18 protein-coding genes are annotated in these 15,299 nt (G+C 66.4%); 15 read left to right on the top strand and 3 right to left on the bottom strand.

What is annotated here, in order from left to right:
* The first annotated feature begins 6 nt into the window (after positions 1-6).
* The 5 genes from ctaD to WK25_RS13725 all read left to right on the top strand — a co-directional run bounded on the left by ctaD (position 7) and on the right by WK25_RS13725 (position 3,702).
* Positions 7-1,614, top strand: coding sequence for a cytochrome c oxidase subunit I (ctaD, locus tag WK25_RS13740; protein ID WP_069241778.1), 1,608 nt, complete (start codon positions 7-9; stop codon positions 1,612-1,614).
* Between the two features lie 91 nt (positions 1,615-1,705).
* Complete coding sequence (locus tag WK25_RS31715; protein WP_006752059.1) at positions 1,706-1,846, top strand: cytochrome oxidase small assembly protein; 141 nt, start codon at positions 1,706-1,708, stop codon at positions 1,844-1,846.
* Between the two features lie 35 nt (positions 1,847-1,881).
* Positions 1,882-2,490, top strand: a complete 609-nt coding sequence (locus WK25_RS13735; RefSeq protein WP_040142108.1) for a cytochrome c oxidase assembly protein — start codon at positions 1,882-1,884, stop codon at positions 2,488-2,490.
* 16 nt (positions 2,491-2,506) lie between these two features.
* Positions 2,507-2,707, top strand: coding sequence for a DUF2970 domain-containing protein (locus WK25_RS13730; protein WP_040142106.1), 201 nt, complete (start codon positions 2,507-2,509; stop codon positions 2,705-2,707).
* Positions 2,708-2,844: 137 nt separating this feature from the next.
* Complete coding sequence (locus WK25_RS13725; RefSeq protein ID WP_040142103.1) at positions 2,845-3,702, top strand: cytochrome c oxidase subunit 3; 858 nt, start codon at positions 2,845-2,847, stop codon at positions 3,700-3,702.
* A 169-nt stretch (positions 3,703-3,871) separates the two neighbouring features.
* Here WK25_RS13725 and WK25_RS13720 read toward each other — a convergent pair whose 3' ends face one another.
* Positions 3,872-4,081, bottom strand: coding sequence for a twin transmembrane helix small protein (locus WK25_RS13720; protein ID WP_006752055.1), 210 nt, complete (start codon positions 4,079-4,081; stop codon positions 3,872-3,874).
* Positions 4,082-4,165: 84 nt separating this feature from the next.
* Here WK25_RS13720 and WK25_RS13715 point away from each other — a divergent pair, with 84 nt between their 5' ends.
* The 5 genes from WK25_RS13715 to WK25_RS13695 are packed head-to-tail and all read left to right on the top strand — an operon-like array spanning position 4,166 to position 8,246.
* A complete protein-coding gene (locus WK25_RS13715) occupies positions 4,166-4,876 on the top strand; it encodes an SURF1 family protein (protein ID WP_040144799.1) in 711 nt (236 codons plus the stop codon).
* 58 nt (positions 4,877-4,934) lie between these two features.
* The gene (locus tag WK25_RS13710) at positions 4,935-5,561 is read left to right on the top strand and encodes an SCO family protein (protein ID WP_069241777.1); all 627 of its coding nucleotides are present in this window, start codon (positions 4,935-4,937) and stop codon (positions 5,559-5,561) included.
* 25 nt (positions 5,562-5,586) lie between these two features.
* Complete coding sequence (locus WK25_RS13705; RefSeq protein WP_040142099.1) at positions 5,587-6,699, top strand: COX15/CtaA family protein; 1,113 nt, start codon at positions 5,587-5,589, stop codon at positions 6,697-6,699.
* A gap of 8 nt (positions 6,700-6,707) precedes the next feature.
* Entirely contained in the window at positions 6,708-7,610 is a 903-nt protein-coding gene (gene cyoE / locus WK25_RS13700; protein ID WP_040142097.1) for a heme o synthase, read from the top strand.
* An 18-nt stretch (positions 7,611-7,628) separates the two neighbouring features.
* Positions 7,629-8,246 (top strand): SCO family protein, encoded by a 618-nt coding sequence (locus WK25_RS13695; RefSeq protein WP_069241776.1) that lies wholly within the window; start codon positions 7,629-7,631, stop codon positions 8,244-8,246.
* Between the two features lie 138 nt (positions 8,247-8,384).
* Here WK25_RS13695 and WK25_RS13690 read toward each other — a convergent pair whose 3' ends face one another.
* Positions 8,385-8,675, bottom strand: coding sequence for a YciI family protein (locus WK25_RS13690; protein WP_040144798.1), 291 nt, complete (start codon positions 8,673-8,675; stop codon positions 8,385-8,387).
* 222 nt (positions 8,676-8,897) lie between these two features.
* Between WK25_RS13690 and WK25_RS13685 the strand changes: the two genes are divergently transcribed.
* Positions 8,898-10,466, top strand: coding sequence for a methyl-accepting chemotaxis protein (locus tag WK25_RS13685; protein WP_069241775.1), 1,569 nt, complete (start codon positions 8,898-8,900; stop codon positions 10,464-10,466).
* Between the two features lie 176 nt (positions 10,467-10,642).
* Positions 10,643-11,458 (top strand): MetQ/NlpA family ABC transporter substrate-binding protein, encoded by an 816-nt coding sequence (locus tag WK25_RS13680; RefSeq protein ID WP_040142089.1) that lies wholly within the window; start codon positions 10,643-10,645, stop codon positions 11,456-11,458.
* 88 nt (positions 11,459-11,546) lie between these two features.
* On the opposite strand, the gene WK25_RS13675 is transcribed toward WK25_RS13680, so the two are convergent.
* Complete coding sequence (locus tag WK25_RS13675) at positions 11,547-11,861, bottom strand: VF_A0006 family four-cysteine protein (RefSeq protein WP_040142087.1); 315 nt, start codon at positions 11,859-11,861, stop codon at positions 11,547-11,549.
* 345 nt (positions 11,862-12,206) lie between these two features.
* Between WK25_RS13675 and WK25_RS13670 the strand changes: the two genes are divergently transcribed.
* The 3 genes from WK25_RS13670 to WK25_RS13660 all read left to right on the top strand — a co-directional run bounded on the left by WK25_RS13670 (position 12,207) and on the right by WK25_RS13660 (position 15,019).
* A complete protein-coding gene (locus tag WK25_RS13670; protein WP_069241774.1) occupies positions 12,207-13,172 on the top strand; it encodes an ABC transporter substrate-binding protein in 966 nt (321 codons plus the stop codon).
* Positions 13,173-13,326: 154 nt separating this feature from the next.
* A complete protein-coding gene (locus WK25_RS13665; protein WP_040142082.1) occupies positions 13,327-14,223 on the top strand; it encodes an ABC transporter permease in 897 nt (298 codons plus the stop codon).
* 1 nt (position 14,224) lies between these two features.
* Positions 14,225-15,019 carry an ABC transporter ATP-binding protein gene (locus tag WK25_RS13660; RefSeq protein WP_059544716.1) on the top strand — a complete coding sequence of 265 codons (795 nt, stop codon included), beginning with the start codon at positions 14,225-14,227 and terminating at the stop codon, positions 15,017-15,019.
* Positions 15,020-15,299 lie beyond the last annotated feature (280 nt).

Raw genomic sequence — 15,299 nt, 5'->3', positions numbered from 1 at the left:
ATTCTCATGTCTAGCATCGGGCACGACGTAGCCGCGGGCCACGCGCACGACGACCACGCGCACGAAGCGCCGCACGGCTGGCGCCGCTGGCTGTTCGCCACCAACCACAAGGACATCGGTACGCTGTACCTGCTGTTCTCGTTCATCATGTTCCTGTCGGGCGGCGTGATGGCGCTCGGCATTCGCGCCGAGCTGTTCGAGCCGGGCCTGCAGATCATGCGTCCGGAGTTCTTCAACGAACTCACGACGATGCACGGCCTGATCATGGTGTTCGGCGCGATCATGCCGGCGTTCGTCGGCTTCGCGAACTGGATGATTCCGCTGCAGATCGGCGCGTCCGACATGGCGTTCGCGCGGATGAACAACTTCAGCTTCTGGCTGCTGCCGGTCGCGGCCGTGCTGCTGGTCGGTTCGTTCTTCGCGCCGGGCGGTGCGACGGCTGCCGGCTGGACGCTGTACGCACCGCTGTCGACGCAAATGGGCCCGGGCATGGACTTCGCGATTTTCGCGGTCCACATCATGGGTGCGTCGTCGATCATGGGCGGGATCAACATCGTCGTGACGATCCTGAACATGCGCGCGCCGGGCATGACGCTGATGAAGATGCCGATGTTCGCATGGACCTGGCTGATCACCGCGTACCTGCTGATCGCCGTGATGCCGGTTCTGGCAGGCGCGATTACGATGGTGCTGTTCGATCGCCACTTCGGCACGTCGTTCTTCAACGCGGCAGGCGGCGGCGACCCGGTGATGTACCAACACATCTTCTGGTTCTTCGGCCACCCCGAGGTGTACATCATGATTCTGCCGGCGTTCGGGATCGTGTCGCAGGTGATCCCCGCGTTCGCACGCAAGACGCTGTTCGGCTATAGCTCGATGGTGTACGCGACCGCTTCGATCGCAATCCTGTCGTTCATGGTCTGGGCGCACCACATGTTCGCGACGGGCATGCCGGTCACCGGCCAGCTGTTCTTCATGTACGCGACGATGCTGATCGCGGTGCCGACGGGCGTGAAGGTGTTCAACTGGCTCGCGACGATGTGGCGCGGCTCGATGACGTTCGAAACGCCGATGCTGTTTGCGATCGGCTTCCTGTTCGTGTTCACGTTCGGCGGCCTGACGGGCCTGATGCTGGCGATGGCGCCGCTCGACATCCAGTACCACGGCACGTACTTCGTGGTCGCGCACTTCCACTACGTGCTGGTGGCCGGCTCGCTGTTCGCGCTGTTCTCGGGCTGGTACTACTGGTCGCCGAAGTGGACGGGCTGGATGTACAACGAGACGCGCGGCAAGATCCACTTCTGGTCGTCGGTGATCTTCTTCAACCTGACGTTCTTCCCGATGCACTTCGTCGGTCTCGCGGGCATGCCGCGCCGCTATGCGGACTACCCGGCGCAGTTCACGGACTTCAACCAGGTCGCGACGATTGGCGCATTCGGCTTCGGCCTCGCGCAGGTGTACTTCCTGTTCGCAGTCGCGCTGCCGGCATATCGTGGCGGCGGCGAGCTGGAAAAGGCGTCGGACAAGCCGTGGGACGGCGCGACGGGCCTCGAATGGACGGTGCCGAGCCCGGCTCCGTTCCACACGTTCGAGCAACCGCCGCACGTCGAATAAGCATCACCGTGCGCTCCGCCGCTGCCTGCCGTGCAGGCAGGCGCGGCGGGCGCCGGATCGATGGACCAGCGAAGTTTCAGCGAAGTTTCAGATGAACCGGAATCCACAAGAAAGACGAACGCCCGAGCAGATTCGCGCGGGCAACAAGCGGCTCGGCCTCACCCTGCTCGTCATCGCCGCCGTTTTTTTTGTGGGTGTCGTGATCAAGCAGTGGTGGCTGTCCACTCACTGATGCAGTAACTGACGCAGTAGCGAGGATGTAGTCGTATGTCGAAGCCGGAAGAGGGCGCCGTCGATCGGGCGTTCAATCGTTCGATGCTGGTGAAGCTCTTCGTGGTGGCCGCGCTGATGTTCGGCTTCGGCTTCGCGCTGATTCCGATGTATCGCGCGATCTGCCAGATCACCGGCATCAACAATCTGGTGCAGCGCGATGTCAGCGAACGCGAGGCGAAGAGCACGCAGGTCGACTACAGCCGCACCGTGTCGGTCGAGTTCGATGCGAATGCGCGCGGCCCGCTCGGTTTCAAGCCCGAGCACAATAGCCTCGACGTGCATCCGGGCGAACTGACGACGATCGTCTACGACGTGACCAACGGCCAGGGCCGGCCGGTGGTCGCCCAGGCGATTCCGAGCTACGCGCCGAAGCAGGCGACGGAGTTCTTCAAGAAGATCGAGTGCTTTTGCTTCACGCAGCAGACGCTGGCCGCGAACGAGTCGCGCAAGATGCCGGTGGTGTTCGTGATCGATCCGAAGCTGCCGAAGGACGTGAAGACGATCACGCTGTCGTACACGTTCTTCGAGCTGAATACGCCGGCCGCGCCGGCGCCCGCACCGCGCAAGACGGCGGAGCAGGGCGCGGCGAAGCCGGCCGCATGACGACGGAGACGGGGCGATGACGGAAACCAAGCGGGGCGGGTCGTTCGGCCAGGCGTTGCGAGCGGTGTTGTGGTCGTTCTTCGGCGTGCGCAAGCGGCGCGACCTGGAGGCCGATGCGACGCAGCTGAATCCGCTGCACGTGCTGATCGTCGCGTTGATCGCGGCCGGCGTGTTCATCGGCGTGCTGATCCTGATCGTGCGAGCGGTCGTCGGCTGAGGCCGGAGCCGCGAAAGAATGCAGTGCGCAGCGCCCCGGCGCTGCGTGCGGGAAAGAGCGGCGGCCGTCGCGCCGCGCAAGAAATACAGCCGGAGCGGTTTCCGGTACACAAATTGGACTGAAGTGGAGAATCAAGCATGAGCGGTCAAAACCAGACCCCGTACTATTTCGTGCCGCATCCGTCGCAGCATCCGATCAGCGCGGCCGTCGGCCTGCTGGTCATGCTCGGGTCGGTGGCGCTGTGGATCAACGGTCACGACTGGGCTCCGTACACGGCGCTGCTTGGCCTGCTGTGGTTGCTCTTCACGCTGTATCACTGGTTCGGCGACGCGATCGCCGAATCGGAAGGCGGTCACTACGGCAAGAACGTCGACAAGTCGTACCGCTGGAGCATGAGCTGGTTCATCTTCTCCGAAGTGATGTTCTTCGGCGCATTCTTCGGTGCGCTGTTCTATGCGCGCGAAATCGCGCTGCACCAGCTCGGCAGCCTCGACTACAAGCTGATCTGGCCGGACTTCTCCGCCGTGTGGCCGAACGAAGGCCCCGCCGCGCTCGCCGGGCACTTCAAGACGATGGGCCCGTGGCCGGTCCCGACGCTGAACACCGCGTTCCTGCTGGCATCGGGCGTGACGCTGACGGTGTCTCACCACGCGCTGCGCGACGATCACCGCAAGAAGGCCATCGCATGGCTCGCCGCGACGCTCGTGCTCGGTATCTGCTTCCTGTTCATGCAAGGCTTCGAGTACTACCACGCGTACAACGAACTGAACCTGACGCTGAACTCGGGCGTCTACGGCTCGACGTTCTTCCTGCTGACCGGCTTCCACGGTTTCCACGTGTTCCTCGGCGGCACGATGCTCGCGGTGGTGCTGGTGCGGATGATCCGCGGCCACTTCAAGCCCGATCACCACTTCGCATTCGAAGGCGCCGCGTGGTACTGGCACTTCGTCGACGTCGTCTGGCTCGGCCTGTACGTCGTCGTCTACTGGCTGTAAATGCAACGACGGCCCGCGCAGCGATGCGCGGGCCGTTTTCATTGGCGGGGACGGGGCAGCGGCCGGCTGCCCGTGCTCAACGCCACCGGCGCCGCCGCGACTCAGTCAGGCGGCGCTTTTGCTTGGTGGCACCGCTGTGCGGCGAAATGTCACAGCGGCGGCGGATGTATCAACGCCCGATCGGCAGGCCGGTCGAATGGATCCAGCCCATCCAGTTCGCGAACAGGATGAACAGGAACAGCGACACCGACAACCCGACGCGGGTGGCGAGCGACCAGACCATGCGTTTCGTATGGCCGCGGTCGTGCATCATGAAATACAGCGCCGAGCCCATGCTGGCGATGATCAGGACGAAGGCGATGGGAACGAGTATGTGCATGACACGAACCGGACGACGGCAATTCGAAAGGAAGAGGATAATTATCGCACTTCGCTTTCGCGAATGCGTTTCGCGGGCAGCCCGATGAAGATTCGCTGGCTGCCTGCGCTGCTGGTTCTCGTCGTCGTCGCGGGCGCGATACGCCTCGGTTTCTGGCAGCGCGACCGCGCGCACCAGAAGGAAGCGCTGCAGGCGAACATCGTCCGCTTCGAGCACGCGGCGCCCGTCGACGTCGGCGCGGAGCCGATCCCGCTCGCGTCGATCGAGTTCCACCGGGTGCGGGCGAGGGGCCGCTTCGTGCCCGAGCAAGCGGTGTTCCTCGACAATCGGCCGTATAACGACCAGCCGGGTTTTTACGTCGTGATGCCGTTTAAACTCACGGGCGGCGGCGCCGTGCTGGTGAACCGGGGCTGGCTGCCGCGCAACATCGCCGATCGCACGGCGATCGAGCCGTTCGCGACGCCCGCGGGCGACATCGAGATCGAAGGCATCGCGCGCGCCGACGCGTCCCGTGCATTCGAGCTCGGCGAAGGCGGGTCGGCTGCGCACCAGAAGATCCGGCAGAACCTGGATGTCGCCGCATATGCGAAGGAAACGGGGCTGCCGCTGCAGCCGTTCGTGATCCAGCAGACGAGCGACGACGGCGACAAGCTCGTGCGCGACTGGCCGGCGGCGACGACCGGCGTCGAGCGCAATTACGGTTACATGTTTCAGTGGTGGGGCATCGCGGCGGCCGCGCTCGGTTTCGGCCTGTACGCCGCGCGGCGTGCGGCGAAGAAGTCGGCCGGCGCGTGAGCGCAGCCCCGACGCGGCGGCAGCGCCGCGGGTTCGTTTCGAGAGGTCTGATTTGTCCATGCAATCTTCCCGTCAGAGTCCGGCCGCGTCGCCGGTTTCACCGGCGGCCCGCAAGCGCGGCCGCTGGATGCTCGTACTGCTCGGGCTCGTATGCGCGGCGCCGATCATCGCGTCGTACTTCACCTACTACGTGATCAAGCCGAAGGGCGGTTCGACCAACTACGGCACGCTGATCGAGCCGCAGCGGCCGATCCCGGCGGATCTGCAGGTCACCGACGAAACGGGCAAGACGGTGCCGCTGTCGTCGCTGCGCGGCGTGTGGCTGTTCGTGATGACCGATCGCAGCGCGTGCGACGACGCGTGCGCGCAGAAGCTCTATTTCATGCGCCAGATCCGCGTCACGCAGGCCGGCGAGCGGCACCGGATCACGATGGTGTGGCTGCGCAGCGATGCGGGCGCGATCCCGCAGAAGGTGCTCGACGCGTATCCCGACACGCGCCGCCTCGTCGCGGATCCGGCCGCGGTCGCCGCGTGGCTGCCGGCCGACACCGGCACGAAGGACAGCGACCACCTTTACATGGTCGATCCGAACGGCAACCTGATGATGCGCTTCCCGAAGAATCCGAATCCCAGCAAGATCAAGGCGGACGTGACGAAGCTGCTGAAGTGGTCGAGCATCGGCTAACGCGAGACGACGAGGCAACCATTCGATGTCGTATCTACTGCAACTCGGCCTGATCGGCTTGTGCATTGCGCTGCTGCCGCTGTCGTACGTGTGGGTGAAGGCCGACGACGACAAGTTTCGCAAGCTGGTGTGGATCACCACGTTCCTGACCCTCGACCTCGTGATGTTCGGCGGCTTCACGCGGCTCACCGATTCGGGCCTCGGCTGCCCGGACTGGCCGGGCTGCTACGGCACGTCGTCGCCGTTCATCGCTCACGCGGCGATCACGGCCGCCCACCAGGCGATGCCGACCGGCCCCGTCAGCATGACTAAGGCATGGATCGAGATGATCCACCGCTATTTCGCGATGGCGATCGGCGTGCTGATCATCGCGCAGGTCGTGATCGCGTGGTCCGCGCGGCTGCGCCGCCGTCCGCTGCACGTGTCGCCTTGGTGGCCGACGAGCCTGTTGCTGTTGATCGTCGTACAGGGCGTGTTCGGCGCGTGGACGGTCACGATGAAGCTGCAGCCGGTGATCGTCACGACCCATCTGCTGCTCGGGCTCACGCTGCTCGGCACGCTCGGCTGGCTCGCGGCGCGGCAGACGCCGCTGCCGTCGCATGATCCGGAAGCCGGCCGGTACCGCGCGGCCGCGCTCGCGGCGCTGGTGCTGCTGGTCGTGCAGATCGCGCTCGGCGGCTGGGTGAGCACCAACTACGCGGTGCTGGCCTGTACCGATTTCCCGACCTGCAACGGCCAGTGGATCCCGCCGATGAACTTCGGCCAGGGCTTCCACCTGTGGCGCGCGCTCGGAATGACGAAGGACGGCGAGGCGATCACGCAGGACGCGCTGGTCGCGATTCACTGGACTCACCGCACGTTCGCGTTCGTCGTCGTCGCGTATCTGGTCGCGTTCGCGCTGAAGATGCGCCGTTTCGAGTCGCTGCGGCGTCCGGCGAACGGTGTGCTGCTGGTCGTGCTGGTGCAGTTCCTGACGGGCCTGACCAACATCGTGCTGCAGTGGCCGCTGCCGGTTGCCGTCGCGCACAACGGCGGCGCCGCGGTCCTGCTGCTGCTCGTCGTCATGTTAAACTTTCGCATCCTTTCAAGCCGCCCCGGCCGTGTCGTGCAGCCCGCGCGCGACGCCGCCCCGGCGTGACCGTCCCCATGCAAAGCACCCTTTCCCAATCGCCCGGTAGCCGGTTTTCGCAGTACATGGCGCTGACGAAGCCGCGTGTCACGCAGCTCGCGGTGTTCTGCGCGGTGATCGGCATGTTTCTCGCGACGCCGGGCATGGTGCCGTGGCACGTGCTGATCGGCGGCACGGTCGGCATCTGGCTGCTGGCCGGCGCCGCGTTCGCGATCAACTGCCTCGTCGAGCAAAAGGTCGACGCGATGATGCGCCGCACCGCGTGGCGACCCTCCGCGCGCGGCGAGATCACGACCCCGCAGATCCTGCTGTTCTCGGCCGTGCTGGGCAGCGTCGGCGCATGGACGCTCTATACGTTCACGAACCCGCTGACGATGTGGCTGACGATCGCGACGTTTGTCGGCTACGCGGTGATCTACACGCTGCTGCTCAAGCCGATGACGCCGCAGAACATCGTGATCGGCGGCGCGTCGGGTGCGATGCCGCCGGCGCTTGGCTGGGCGGCCGTCACCGGTGCGGTGCCGGGCGATGCGTGGATCCTCGTGCTGATCATCTTCGTGTGGACGCCGCCGCATTTCTGGGTGCTCGCGCTCTATCGCCGCAAGGACTACGAGAATGCGGGGCTGCCGATGTTGCCGGTCACGCACGGCGAGAAGTACACGCGGCTGCACATCCTGCTGTATACGGTGATTCTGTTCGCGGTTGCGCTGATGCCGTTCATTTCCGGGATGAGCGGCGCCGTCTATCTGACGAGCGCGGTGCTGCTCGGCGCGGTGTTCCTCGCGTATGCGTGGAAGATCTACCGCGACTATTCGGACGAACTCGCCCGCAAGGCCTTCCGCTACTCGATCGTCTACCTGTCGCTGCTGTTCGCCGCGCTGCTCGTCGATCACTATGCACGCCCGCTGCTCGGCGTGTAACCGCACGGTTTGAACGCAATGCTCCAATCATGGTTCGGGCGCCGCGCGCGCCAAGGCTGGATGCTCGCGTGCGCACTCGCGGCAGCCGCGCTGCTCACGGGCTGCGACAACGCACCGAAATTCCAGAATCTCGACATCACCGGCAACACGCAGTTCGGCAGCGACTTCGCGCTGCCCGACACGACCGGCAAGGTGCGCACGCTCGCCGACTTCAAGGGCCGTGCCGTCGTGATGTTCTTCGGCTATACGCACTGCCCGGACGTGTGCCCGACGACGATGGCCGAACTGTCCGAAGCGCTGAAGCAGCTCGGGCCCGACGCGTCGAAACGCGTGCAGGTGCTGTTCGTGACCGTCGATCCGGAGCGCGACACGCCCGCGCTGCTCGGCCAGTACGTGCCCGCGTTCGATCCGTCGTTCATCGGTCTGCGCCCGGCCGACGAAGCGCAGCTCAAGAAGGTCACGAAGGATTTCCGCGTGTACTACGCGAAGGTGCCCGGCAATACGCCCGGCAGCTACACGATGGATCACACGGCCGCGAGCTACGTGTTCGATCGCGACGGCAAGCTGCGCCTGTTCGTGCGCGACGGCCAGGGCCCCGGCCCGTGGGTCCACGACCTGAAACTGCTGGTCGACTGAGCGGCGCACGCCGCATGAACGCGCGGGCGCCGGCCCGGCGACACGCGTGACGGGGCTGCGCCGTCACGCATTCCTCCTGCTTTCCGACGATTTCTGATACGCCGCTTGTCGCGCGCCCGGGCATGCACGCGCGCGACGTTACGGCAGCGCCGGCACGTTGAAGCCCTGCGCGGCCCGCGTGATCCTGAACTCGGTCACGCGATAGGTTGCGAGCCCTTCTGTCACGAACGGGTCGGTCTGGAGAATCGCGTCGAGTTCGTCGCGATCGATGCGCGCCGCGAGAATCATGCCGCCTTCGCGCGGCACCTTCGGGCCCGCCGCAATGAAAATCCCGCGTTCCAACAGCGGCTGCAGATACGCGCGGTGGCGTTCGAGTGCATCGTCGATGCGCTCGAGCGACGCGGTGTAGTGGATGTCGATGACGTACATGAATGGCCCCGGAATGTCGCCGGCGCATCGCGCACCGGCCAGCCGATCTTTGTAGCACAGCGGCCGTTCGATGTGGTGTCGCGCGTGGCACGCGCGCTGCGCGCATCGGGTGCGTGTATTCAAGTTGAAAGCCTCGCTGCCGTAAATACGGAAGCAACCGTTTGCGCGCGACCGGCCGTGCGCGCGCAACGCGGGCAAAGACTTCGACTTCAAGGCACGCAGATGAGCAGAATGAGTTTGAACCGCAAGCTGTGGCTCGCGCTTGCGCTGGTATGGATCGGCCTACTCGGCGTCGGTGCATGGAGTGCGTACGAGACGCGCTCGACGATGCTCGCTGAACGCAAGGAAGGCATCGCCAACCTCGTCGACTCGGCGGCCGGCATCGTGAAGGCGTATCACGCGCTCGCGCAGGCCGGCACGCTGTCCGAGGCCGATGCGAAGCGCGACGCGCTCTCGAGCCTCGCCGCGATGCGCTACGGTGAGTCCGGCTACGTATTCGTGATGGATTCGAAGCCGGTCGTGCTGATGCACCCGACGCTGCCGAAGCTGGTCGGCACGCAGGTCGGCGACTATCTCGATTCGGACGGCAAGCCGCTGTTCGTCACGATCCTGAACGCCGCGAAGGCGAGCGGCAGCGGCTTCGCCGAGTATCGCGGCCGCCTCCCGCACAGCGAGACCGCGGTGCCGAAGATCAGCTACGTCACGCGCTTCGCGCCGTGGGACTGGAACATCTCGAGCGGCGTGTTCCTGAAGGACATCGATACCGTCTACTACCGCACGCTGTTCGGCCACCTTGCGGTCGTGCTCGTGATCGGCTTCGTGATCAGCGCGGCGATGCTCGTGATCATCCGCAACGTGCGCGGCAGCCTCGGCGGCGAGCCGGACGAAGCAGCCGCGCTGGCGACGCGCATCGCTCAGGGCGATCTCACGCGGCCGGTACCGGTGCGAGCCGGCGATCGCACGAGCATGATGGCGGCAATGCGCGACATGCAGGCGCGGCTGCAGGCGACGATCGGCGGGATCCGCCAGTCGGCCGAGTCGATCGCGTCGGCGAGCCGCGAGATCGCGTCCGGCAACGACGACCTGTCGCAGCGCACCGAGGAGCAGGCCGCGTCGCTCGAGGAAACGGCTGCGAGCATGGAGCAGCTGACCGCGACGGTGAAGCAGAATGCCGACAACGCGCGGCAGGCGAGCGGGCTCGCGAACAATGCCTCGGAGATCGCGCGGGCGGGCAATGACGTCGTGAGCCGCGTGATCGGCACGATGGGCGAGATCGACGACAGTTCGCGCAAGATCGCCGACATCATTGGCGTGATCGAAGGCATTGCATTCCAGACCAACATCCTCGCGCTGAACGCGGCGGTCGAGGCCGCGCGCGCCGGCGAGCAGGGCCGCGGCTTCGCGGTGGTCGCGGGCGAGGTGCGCTCGCTCGCGCAACGCAGCGCGACGGCCGCGAAGGAGATCCGCGCGCTGATCGTCGATTCGGTCGAGCGTGTGCGCAACGGTTCGACGCTGGTCGGGCAGGCCGGCACGACGATGGGCGAGATCCTGCAGGCGGTCGCGCGCGTGACCGACATCATGGGCGAGATCGCGGCCGCGTCCGAGGAGCAGGCGAGCGGCATCACGCAGGTCGGGCGCGCGGTCACGCAGATGGACCAGGTCACGCAGCAGAACGCGGCGCTGGTCGAGCAGGCCGCGGCGGCGGCCGCGTCGCTGCAGGAGCAGGCCGGGAAACTGCGCGACGCGGTCGGCGCATTCCGGGTCGCCGAAGCGGGCGGCGGCGCCCGTTGAAATGCAACCGATCGCCGGGTCGCGCGGGCGCACCCGGCACCGTCGCAGTGCATACCCATATGAGCGGGATGTATTTCACTTCCGGCCGATCCTGTGACACCATTTGCGCCTTCGTGCGAGTCCGGGCATACCCGTATCGCGCCCCATTTTTCAGTTAGCAAGAAAGCGAGAAACAGATGAAGCGTCGCAGTCTCCTGAAGGTATTTTCCGTGCTGGCCACCGGCGCAGCGCTGACGCTGTCGGCGGGCGCGCACGCCGACGACAAGGTGATCAAGGTCGGCACGGTCGCCGGCCCGGATGCGGAAGTGTGGCAGGTCGTGCAGAAGGTCGCGAAGGAGAAGGAAGGCCTGAACGTGAAGGTCATCGAGTTCAACGACTACGTGCAGCCGAACGCGGCGCTCGACGCGGGCGACCTCGACGCGAACAGCTTCCAGCACCAGCCGTACCTCGACAGCCAGGTGAAACAGCGCGGCTACAAGATCGTCAGCGCGGGCCTCACCTACATTTCGCCGATCGGCGTGTACTCGAAGAAGTTCAAGTCGCTGAAGGATCTGCCGCAAGGCGCGAAGCTCGCGGTGCCGAACGATCCGTCGAACGAGAACCGCGCGCTGCTGCTGCTTCAGACGCAAGGCGTGATCAAGCTGAAGGCGGGCGCGGGCACCGGCGGCAACAATGCGACGGTGCTCGACATCGCCGAGAACCCGAAGAAGCTGAAGATTTCCGAGCTCGACGCCGCGCAACTGCCGCGCGTGCTGTCGGACGTCGACGCGGCCGTGATCAACACGAACTACGCGCTCGCCGCGAACCTGCAGCCGACCAAGGATGCGATCGCGCTCGAATCGCTGACGAGCCCGTACGCGAACCTGATCGCCGTGCGCGCGAAGGACAAGGATCAGCCGTGGGTGAAGAAGCTGGTCAAGGCGTACCAGTCGCCGGAAGTGAAGGAATTCATCAAGAAGCAGTTCAAGGGCTCGATGGTCGCGTCGTTCTGAACGCCGCACCGTTGTCCGACCGCTGAAACGAAAGGGCCTGCATCGCGCAGGCCCTTTTTCATTGCCGTGTCCGGCGTTCAGCGCGCGCTCACATCTCGCCGCGCCGCGAGCAGATCGCCATGATCTGCTGGATCGCATAGTTGTCGCGCACACCCGGCAGCGATTGCACGACGCACTCGTGAAAGCGTCGCTCGCGCGGCAGCAGCATCGCGTTGTTGCGGTACAGCGCGTCGCACGAGCGCTGGATCAGCTGCGCGGCCACGCCGTTGCGGCTCTCGCGCAGCGCGCCCAGCATGCAGTCGTCGTATTGCGCGTTGCCGTCGGTCAGCGCGAGCGCCGCGCCCGGCAGCGCCAGCGTCAGCGCGGCAACCGCCTCGGCAACCGCACGGAACCCCCGTTTCATACGCCCTCCGATGGCATGGACTGGGTCGGCCGACAGCATAGCGTAAAGCGGCGCGGGCGGCTGGCGCGTTGCATCGAAGCGGGCTGCAAAGGGCTGCCGGCCGGGCTTTCGGCGGATTGTGCGGGCGCGCCCGCACGCGGCGGCCGTGCTGGGCGCGAAAGCGTTCAGTCAGGCGGTGGTCTGCGGAAATGGTATCCTCGTGCGTTCGCCGCCGCGCGCCTTCCCGGGGCCCGCGCGGGGCCGCTGCCGCCTCCGCCGTCACCCGGCTACGCGCGCTCGGCACCTGCATGACGGCGGCGGGAATCCATCATCCAGAACCGACACAAATACGGGGGAGACTCACCCATGAAGCGTTTCAAGACTTTCGCGATCCGTTCGATCACGGCCGGCGTCGCTGCGCTCGCGCTGGCGGGCGCCGCGCACGCGCAGACCGTCAAGGTGCTGTCGATCGTCGATCACCCGGCGCTCGATGCGATCCGCGACGGCGTGCGCGCGGAACTGAAGGCCGAAGGCTACGGCGACGACAAGCTCAAGTGGGAATACCAGAGCGCGCAGGGCAACACGGGCACGGCTGCGCAGATCGCGCGCAAGTTCGTCGGCGACCAGCCGGACGTAATCGTCGCGATTGCGACGCCGGCCGCGCAGGCGGTCGTCGCGTCGACCAAGAGCGTGCCGGTCGTGTATTCGGGTGTGACCGATCCGGTCGCGGCGCAGCTCGTGAAGGGCTGGGGTCCGTCGGGCGCCAACGTGACCGGCGTGTCCGACAAGCTGCCGCTCGACCGCCAGGTCGCGCTGATCAAGCGCGTCGTGCCGAAGGCAAAGACGGTCGGCATGGTGTACAACCCGGGCGAGGCGAACTCGGTCGTCGTCGTGAAGGAGCTCAAGGAGATCCTCGCGAAGCAGGGGATGACGCTGAAGGAAGCGGCCGCGCCGCGCACCGTCGACATCGGCCCGGCCGCGAAGAGCCTGATCGGCAAGGTCGACGTGATCTATACGAATACCGACAACAACGTCGTGTCCGCGTACGAAGCGCTCGTGAAGGTCGCGAACGAGGCGAAGATTCCGCTCGTCGCCGGCGACACCGACAGCGTGAAGCGCGGCGGCATCGCGGCGCTCGGCATCAACTACGGCGACCTCGGCCGGCAGACCGGCAAGGTCGTCGCGCGCATCCTGAAGGGCGAGAAGCCGGGCGCGATCGCGTCGGAGACGAGCAGCAACCTCGAGCTGTTCGTGAACACGGGCGCGGCCGCGAAGCAGGGCGTCACGCTGTCGCCGGACCTCGTGAAGGAAGCGAAGACGGTCATCAAGTAAGCCGCGGCCGGCGATCGCCGCGCGCGGCCGGCCCGATCCGGGCCTGAACGAAACCGCCGGACGGGCGGCTCTTACCCGGGCCGCCCGTCCGTTTTGCCGGCCATACATGCCCGGCCGTACACGTCCGGCCGGCAAGCAACAGGATTTCCCCATCATGTCTCTGTTCTCGTTTCTGGGCGCGCTGGAGATCGGCCTGATCTTCAGCCTCGTCGCCCTCGGGGTGCTGATTTCGTTCCGCATCCTCAACTTCCCCGATCTCACGGTCGACGGCAGCTTTCCGCTCGGCGGCGCCGTCGCCGCAACGCTGATCTCTGCCGGCCACGACCCGTTCACGTCGACCGTGATCGCGATCGTTGCCGGCGCGCTGGCGGGCTTCGTCACCGGCTGGCTCAACGTGCGGCTGAAGATCATGGACCTGCTCGCCAGCATCCTGATGATGATCGCGCTCTACTCGGTGAACCTGCGGATCATGGGCCGGCCGAACGTGCCGCTCATCACCGAGCCGACCGTCTTTACCGTACTGCAGCCGGACTGGATGCCCGACTACGTGCTGCGCCCGGCGCTGCTCGCGATCGTCGTCGTGGTCGCGAAGCTCGGCCTCGACTGGTTCTTCTCGTCGCAGCTCGGCCTCGCGATGCGTGCGACTGGCGCGAACCCGCGGATGGCGCGCGCGCAAGGCATCGCGACGGGGCGGGCGACGCTCGCCGGGATGGCGCTGTCGAATGCGCTCGTCGCGCTCGCAGGCGCGTTGTTCGCGCAGACGCAGGGCGGTGCGGACATCTCGATGGGGATCGGCACGATCGTGATCGGGCTGGCCGCCGTGATCATCGGCGAGACGCTGCTGCCCGCGCGCCGGCTCGTGCTGACGACGCTCGCCGTCGTGCTCGGCGCGATCGTCTACCGCTTCTTCATCGCGCTGGCGCTGAACAGCGAATTCATCGGCCTGAAGGCGCAGGACCTGAACCTCGTGACGGCCGCGCTCGTCACGATCGCGCTGGTGCTGCCGGCGACGCGCAAGAAGCTGTTCGCGCGCAAGAACGGAGGGGCATGACATGCTGTCCGCACAAGACCTCAAACTCACGTTCAATCCCGGCACGCCGATCGAGACGCGTGCGCTGCGCGGGCTGTCGCTCGAGATTCCCGACGGCCAGTTCGTCGCGGTGATTGGCTCGAACGGCGCCGGCAAGTCGACCTTCCTCAATGCGGTCAGCGGCGACCAGCGCGTCGATTCGGGGCGCATCGCGATCGACGGCATCGACGTCACGCGCCAGCCGGCGTGGGACCGCGCGCCGCTCGTCGCGCGCGTGTTCCAGGATCCGATGGCCGGCACCTGCGAGGCGCTGACGATCGAGGAGAACATGGCGCTCGCGATGGCGCGCGGTGCGCGGCGCGGCTTTCGCGCGGCGCTCGACCGGCCGTCGCGCGAGCTGTTTCGCGACAAGCTGCGGCTGTTGAACCTTGGGCTGGAAAACCGGCTCACCGACCGGATCGGGCTGCTGTCGGGCGGCCAGCGGCAGGCGGTGAGCCTGCTGATGGCGTCGCTGCGGCCGTCGCGGATCCTGCTGCTCGACGAGCATACGGCCGCGCTCGACCCGAAGACGGCGGCGTTCGTGCTGGAACTGACCGCGCGCATCGTCAACGAAAGCAAGCTGACGACGATGATGGTCACGCACAGCATGCGGCAGGCGCTCGATTACGGCGACCGCACGGTGATGCTGCACCAGGGCCAGGTCGTGCTCGACGTGTCGGGCGATGCACGCCGCGGGCTCGACGTGCCCGATCTGCTGCACATGTTCGAGAAGGTGCGGCACGAGCAGCTCGACGACGACGCGTTGCTGCTCGGGTAACGGGCGGGAAGCGGGCCGCCGGCACGGGATGCGGGGTGCGTGCCGCCGTGGCGGTTGGCTTGCGTCGCGCGCCCGTGCGGGCCGGTTCGCCGGTGTTTTCGACGCCGGACGATGGCGGTGGGCGCTCGCGGGGCGTTCGCCCTGCCCGAGGCGGGCGCGGCAGGCGCGGTGTACCGTAACCGGACGCAGGCGCCTCCTTTCCGGCTCTCTCTAGTCTGACGAAAAGCCGGTTTCGTCCCAGTACTGTGCGGCACGAGCGCATTGCCATATACTGTATATC

The sequence above is a fragment of the Burkholderia latens genome (assembly GCF_001718795.1).
GTDB classification, from domain to species: Bacteria; Pseudomonadota; Gammaproteobacteria; order Burkholderiales; family Burkholderiaceae; genus Burkholderia; species Burkholderia latens_A.
This window is presented reverse-complemented; position numbering and strand designations above follow the sequence as displayed.